Below are 5789 nucleotides of genomic sequence, written 5' to 3' on the forward strand. Positions count from 1 at the left end.
GCCGTTCTTGCAAGGGCAATAAATAGGCCTACATTTGCATCCCCTTACAGCGAGAGCGGTTGGTGGAAAAAGTTCTTTAGGAGTAGGATTAACGAGGGTTTTGGAGATGGAGAGTTTTAGAAACATTTGTAATACATGTAAAAATAAAACTTGACAAGAAGAAACAAACGATTACCTTTGCATCCCTTTAAAAAGGGAAACTAAAGTACATTGAAATAAGGATTGATTAGTAGAGAGGAGTCGAGAAGAAATAAAAAAATATTTCAAATAAAACTTGACAAATTAAAACAAACATATACCTTTGCATCCCCTTAAAAAATTAGGGGTGAATCAATAAAAGTTCTTTGAGAAGATAGGTGATAAGTAGAAAGAGAAATCGAGTATACATAAAGGAATGGAGTCAAGAAGGAATAAAAAAAATATTTCAAATAAAACTTGACAAAATAAAATAAACACTTACCTTTGCATCCCCTTAAACAAATAAGGGGAAACAGAAATTGACATATTAGTAGAGTGTAGCGATACACACAATAATATAAAGTTCTTTGAAGTAATGAAATAGCAGAAATCTCGAAGCAATTCGAGGTAAAATTATCCTTGAGAAATTCAAATCAAATAAACTTTTACTATGAAGAGTTTGATCCTGGCTCAGGATTAACGCTAGCGGAAGGCATAATACATGCAAGTCGAACGGGATAGAACTTAGCAATAGGTTCTTGAGAGTGGCGCACGGGTGCGTAACACGTATGCAACCTACCTTTAACTGGGGGATAGCCTCTCGAAAGAGAGATTAATACCCCATAGTATAATTAGAAAGCATTTTTTGATTATTAAAGATTTATCGGTTAAAGATGGGCATGCGGCTGATTAGGTAGTTGGTGAGGTAATGGCTCACCAAGCCAACGATCAGTAGGGGGTCTGAGAGGATGTCCCCCCACACTGGTACTGAGACACGGACCAGACTCCTACGGGAGGCAGCAGTAGGGAATATTGGACAATGGGGGCAACCCTGATCCAGCCATTCCGCGTGCAGGAATAAGGCCCTATGGGTCGTAAACTGCTTTTGTATGGGAAAAAATCATCTTACGTGTAGGGTGTTGATGGTACCATGAGAATAAGGATCGGCTAACTTCGTGCCAGCAGCCGCGGTAATACGAAGGATCCAAGCGTTGTCCGGATTTACTGGGTTTAAAGGGTGCGTAGGCGGGGAATTAAGTCAGTGGTGAAAGCTGGTAGCTCAACTATCAAATTGCCATTGAAACTGATTCTCTCGAGTACGGTTGAGGTAGCTGGAATGTAACATGTAGCGGTGAAATGCTTAGATATGTTACAGAACACCGATTGCGAAGGCAGGCTACTAAACCGTAACTGACGCTGAGGCACGAAAGCGTGGGGATCAAACAGGATTAGATACCCTGGTAGTCCACGCTGTAAACGTTGCATACTCGGTCTTAGCGATATACAGTTAGGACCTAAGCGAAAGCATTAAGTATGCCACCTGGGGAGTACGGTCGCAAGATTGAAACTCAAAGGAATTGACGGGGGCCCGCACAAGCGGAGGAGCATGTGGTTTAATTCGATGATACGCGAGGAACCTTACCCGGGCTTGAAAGTTAGTGACGAATGCCGAAAGGTGTTTTTCTAGCAATAGACACGAAACTAGGTGCTGCATGGCTGTCGTCAGCTCGTGCCGTGAGGTGTTGGGTTAAGTCCCGCAACGAGCGCAACCCCTATCTTTAGTTGCCATCAGGTTAAGCTGGGGACTCTAAAGAGACTGCCTACGTAAGTAGTGAGGAAGGTGGGGATGACGTCAAGTCATCATGGCCCTTACGTCCGGGGCTACACACGTGCTACAATGGTTGGTACAATGAGTCGCGACACAGTAATGTGAAGCTAATCTCAAAAAGCCAATCTCAGTTCGGATTGAGGTCTGCAACTCGACCTCATGAAGTTGGATTCGCTAGTAATCGGATATCAGCAACGATCCGGTGAATACGTTCCCGGGCCTTGTACACACCGCCCGTCAAGCCATGGAAGTTGGGAGTGCCTAAAGTCCGTAACCGCAAGGATCGGCCTAGGGCAAAACCAGTAACTGGGGCTAAGTCGTAACAAGGTAACCGTACCGGAAGGTGTGGTTGGACCACCTCCTTTCTAGAGACTTAAGGATAGTTTCTGCTATTTCAACATTACTTCATAGTTTTAGTTCTTTACAGAATACAAAAGAGGAAAGCCAATAGCGAAAAACATGGGGCTCAACCTCGTGAGATTTTCGAAGATTACCTTAAAAATAGTCTCGTAGCTCAGTTGGTTAGAGCGCTACACTGATAATGTAGAGGTCCCCAGTTCAAATCTGGGCGGGACTACCAAAAAAAAGCTATTGGGGAATTAGCTCAGCTGGCTAGAGCGCCTGCCTTGCACGCAGGAGGTCATCGGTTCGACTCCGATATTCTCCACCATCAGTCTACAGACTGAATTGTTCTTTGACATATTGAAAGAAAACACACAAACCAAAAGGATTTAAAAGGTTAAGTTACTAAGAGCGTATGGGGGATGCCTAGGCTCACAGAGGCTAAGAAGGACGTGCCAAGCTGCGAAAAGCTACGGGGAACTGCTGAGGAGTTTTGATCCGTGGATATCCGAATGGGGAAACCCGTCATCTATAAGATGACCTAAGGCCAACCCGCTGAACTGAAACATCTAAGTAAGCGGAGGAAGAGAAAATAATTAATGATTCCCTAAGTAGTGGCGAGCGAACGGGGAAGAGCCCAAACCAGTTATGTTTCGGCATACCTGGGGTTGTAGGACTGCAATGTGGACTATATAAATGAAATTGAATTAACTGGAAAGTTAAGCAGTATAGGGTGATAGCCCCGTAAATGTAAGTTTATATTACCTAGCAGTATCCTGAGTAGCGCGGGGTCGGAGACGCCTTGCGTGAATCTGCCAGCACCATCTGGTAAGGCTAAATACTACTGTGAGACCGATAGTGAACTAGTACTGTGAAGGAAAGGTGAAAAGAATCTTGAACAAAGAAGTTAAAAGAACCTGAAACCATGCGCTTACAAGCGGTAGGAGCCCTTTGGGGTGACTGCGTGCCTTTTGCATAATGAGCCTACGAGTTAGTCCTTACTAGCAAGGTTAAGTTCTTCAGGAACGAAGCCGAAGCGAAAGCGAGTCTGAATAGGGCGCTTAGTTAGTAGGGCTAGACGCGAAACCTGAGTGATCTACCCATGAGCAGGATGAAGGTGCCGTAACAGGTACTGGAGGTCCGAACTGGTGAACGTTGAAAAGTTCTCGGATGACTTGTGGGTAGGGGTGAAAGGCTAATCAAACTGGGAGATAGCTCGTACTCCCCGAAATGTTTTTTGGAACAGCCTCGAGTAAGAGTGTCGTAGAGGTAGAGCTACCAATTGGGTGAGGGGGAGTCAAATCCTACCGAGCTCAGATGAACTCCGAATACTACAGACATGTTTCTCGGGAGTGAGCCCTTGGGTGCTAAGGTCCGAGGGCGAGAGGGAAAGAACCCAGACCATCAGCTAAGGTCTCCAAATCTAGATTAAGTTGAACAAACGTGGTTCAATCGCAATGACAGCTAGGATGTTTGCTTGGAAGCAGCCATTCATTTAAAGAGTGCGTAACAGCTCACTAGTCGAGCGATCGAGCGCGGATGATAAACGGGCATCAAATCTAGTACCGAAGCTATGGATTTACATCAAGAGATGTAAGTGGTAGGGGAGCATTCTAATGGCGCAGAAGGTGAAACGTGAGTTTTGCTGGAGCGATTAGAAAAGCCAATGTAGGCATAAGTAACGATAAGGCGGGTGAGAAACCCGCCCACCGATAGACTAAGGTTTCCTGATCAACGTTAATCGGATCAGGGTTAGTCGGGACCTAAGGATAAGCGTAGAAGCGAGTTCGATGGCCAACAGGTTAATATTCCTGTACCTTTTGTAGAGCGAAGTGGTGACGCAGGAGTGAAAGATCCGCGAACTGACGGAATAGTTCGTTAAAGCTTGTAGATATATTTGTTGTAGGCAAATCCGCAACGAATGTCGAAGGTGATAGTACTCAGCGTCTTCGGACAATGGGATAGTGATCCTAATCAGACTGCCAAGAAAACCCGCTAGCTTAATCTACAAAAGCCCGTACCAAAACCGACACAGGTTGTCTAGGAGAAAATCCTGAGGTGCTCGAGTGATTCACGGTTAAGGAACTCGGCAAATTAACCCCGTAACTTCGGAAAAAGGGGTGCCCTCTTCGGAGGGCCGCAGAGAAATGGCTCAGGCGACTGTTTAACAAAAACACATGGCTATGCAAAATCGAAAGATAACGTATATGGCCTGACACCTGCCCGGTGCTGGAAGGTTAAGAGGGGATGTTAGCGTAAGCGAAGCATTGAATCGAAGCCCCAGTAAACGGCGGCCGTAACTATAACGGTCCTAAGGTAGCGAAATTCCTTGTCGGGTAAGTTCCGACCTGCACGAATGGTGTAACGATCTGAGCACTGTCTCAACCGTGAGCTCGGTGAAATTGTGGTATCGGTGAAGACGCCGGTTAATCGCATCGGGACGGAAAGACCCCGTGCACCTTTACTATAGCTTTGCATTGACTTTGGGTAAATAATGTGTAGGATAGGCGGGAGACTTTGAAGCGGTGTCGCTAGGCATTGTGGAGTCAACCTTGAAATACCGCCCTTTGTTTACTTGGAGTCTAACTCGTTTAATACGAGGACATTGCATGGTGGGTAGTTTGACTGGGGTGGTCGCCTCCAAAAAAGTATCGGAGGCTTCTAAAGGTCTGCTCAGTACGCTTGGTAACCGTACGTAGAGTGCAATAGCATAAGCAGGCTTGACTGTGAGGCAGACAAGCCGAGCAGGTACGAAAGTAGAGTATAGTGATCCGGTGGTTCTGCATGGAAGGGCCATCGCTCATAGGATAAAAGGTACGCCGGGGATAACAGGCTGATCTCCCCCAAGAGCTCATATCGACGGGGAGGTTTGGCACCTCGATGTCGGCTCGTCACATCCTGGGGCTGGAGAAGGTCCCAAGGGTTCGGCTGTTCGCCGATTAAAGTGGCACGCGAGCTGGGTTCAGAACGTCGTGAGACAGTTCGGTCCCTATCTGATGTGATCGTTGGAAGTTTGAGAGGATCTGACCTTAGTACGAGAGGACCGGGTCGGACGTACCTCTGGTGTATCTGTTGTGGCGCCAGCTGCATCGCAGAGTAGCTATGTACGGACAAGATAAGCGCTGAAAGCATCTAAGCACGAAACTTACCTCAAGATGAGACTTCCTTTAAGAGTCGTTGAAGACTACAACGTTGATAGGCTGCAGATGTAAAGATGGTAACATCAAAGTCGAGCAGTACTAATTACTCGTAGACTTAACAATTTTATTTAAATAAACTTTAAACCTTTTCTATTGTGTGTTTTCTTTCAAATATATGTCAATAAAGAACTTTAAGATCTTTATGGTGATTATTGCGATTAGGTCCACCTCTTCCCATTCCGAACAGAGAAGTTAAGCTAATCAGCGCTGATGATACTAGGATAAAACCCGGGAAAGTAAGTCGTTGCCATATCTTTTAAAAACCTCAACACCTTGTGTTGGGGTTTTTTGTTTTATGCACTTTTTTATAATCGTATGAATCTGGGGGAGATGACATCGGATTAATAATGGCTTTAGCGGAGGACGTGTTAGGGGGTGAAGCGGCATCCTTTTGCCTATAGCCTCGCGCTTAGACACAAAAGATACAGCGTAACACCCGGCCCATTAGGGAAACACCCTGA

The 5789-nt window shown here is 45.7% G+C and carries 2 tRNA genes and 3 rRNA genes; all 5 read left to right on the forward strand.

The features are described 5' to 3' along the window. Positions 1–625 precede the first annotated feature (625 nt). Positions 626–2151 (forward strand): 16S ribosomal RNA (locus AAFP14_RS26535). A gap of 138 nt (positions 2152–2289) precedes the next feature. Beyond that, positions 2290–2366 (forward strand) — tRNA-Ile (locus AAFP14_RS26540). 13 nt (positions 2367–2379) lie between these two features. After that, positions 2380–2456 (forward strand) — tRNA-Ala (locus tag AAFP14_RS26545). Positions 2457–2523: 67 nt separating this feature from the next. Further along, positions 2524–5391 (forward strand): 23S ribosomal RNA (locus tag AAFP14_RS26550). A 78-nt stretch (positions 5392–5469) separates the two neighbouring features. After that, positions 5470–5581, forward strand: a 5S ribosomal RNA gene (rrf, locus tag AAFP14_RS26555). Together the 16S, 23S and 5S rRNA genes with 2 tRNA genes alongside form the textbook arrangement of a ribosomal RNA operon. Positions 5582–5789 lie beyond the last annotated feature (208 nt).

Source organism: Microcoleus sp. EPA2 (genome assembly GCA_020882975.1).
Taxonomy (GTDB): domain Bacteria; phylum Cyanobacteriota; class Cyanobacteriia; order Cyanobacteriales; family Microcoleaceae; genus Microcoleus.